1 pseudogene is annotated in these 255 nt (G+C 58.0%); it reads left to right on the top strand.

Annotation, left to right across the window (positions count from 1 at the left end):
• Window positions 1–36 precede the first annotated feature (36 nt).
• Window positions 37–255 (top strand): annotated as a pseudogene (locus tag ACZXDY_RS46730) (IS5/IS1182 family transposase); the annotation flags it as partial.

The following is a 255-nucleotide window of genomic DNA, read 5'->3' as shown; positions in this document are numbered from 1 at the left end:
GACCGCAACTTCACGCATGCCAAGATGGCGAGGCGGATGGCGCAGATCGAGGAAAGCGTCGGTCGATATCTGCGTCAACTCGATAGCGCCGATCGGCAGGAGCCATCGGAAGCGATCAGCATCAAGACGACGAGAATCAAGGAAAAGATCGCTCGGCTGAAGCAGGAGATGAGCCGGCTGGAAGTGCTTGATGCGCAGATGCGCAACACGCCGGATCAACAGATATCGCTCACCGATCCGGATGCCCGTTCGATG

The sequence above is a fragment of the Bradyrhizobium sp. LeoB3 genome (assembly GCF_055456055.1).
The sequence above is the reverse complement of the archived record's forward strand: the minus strand, read 5'-3'. Positions and strand labels throughout refer to the sequence as shown.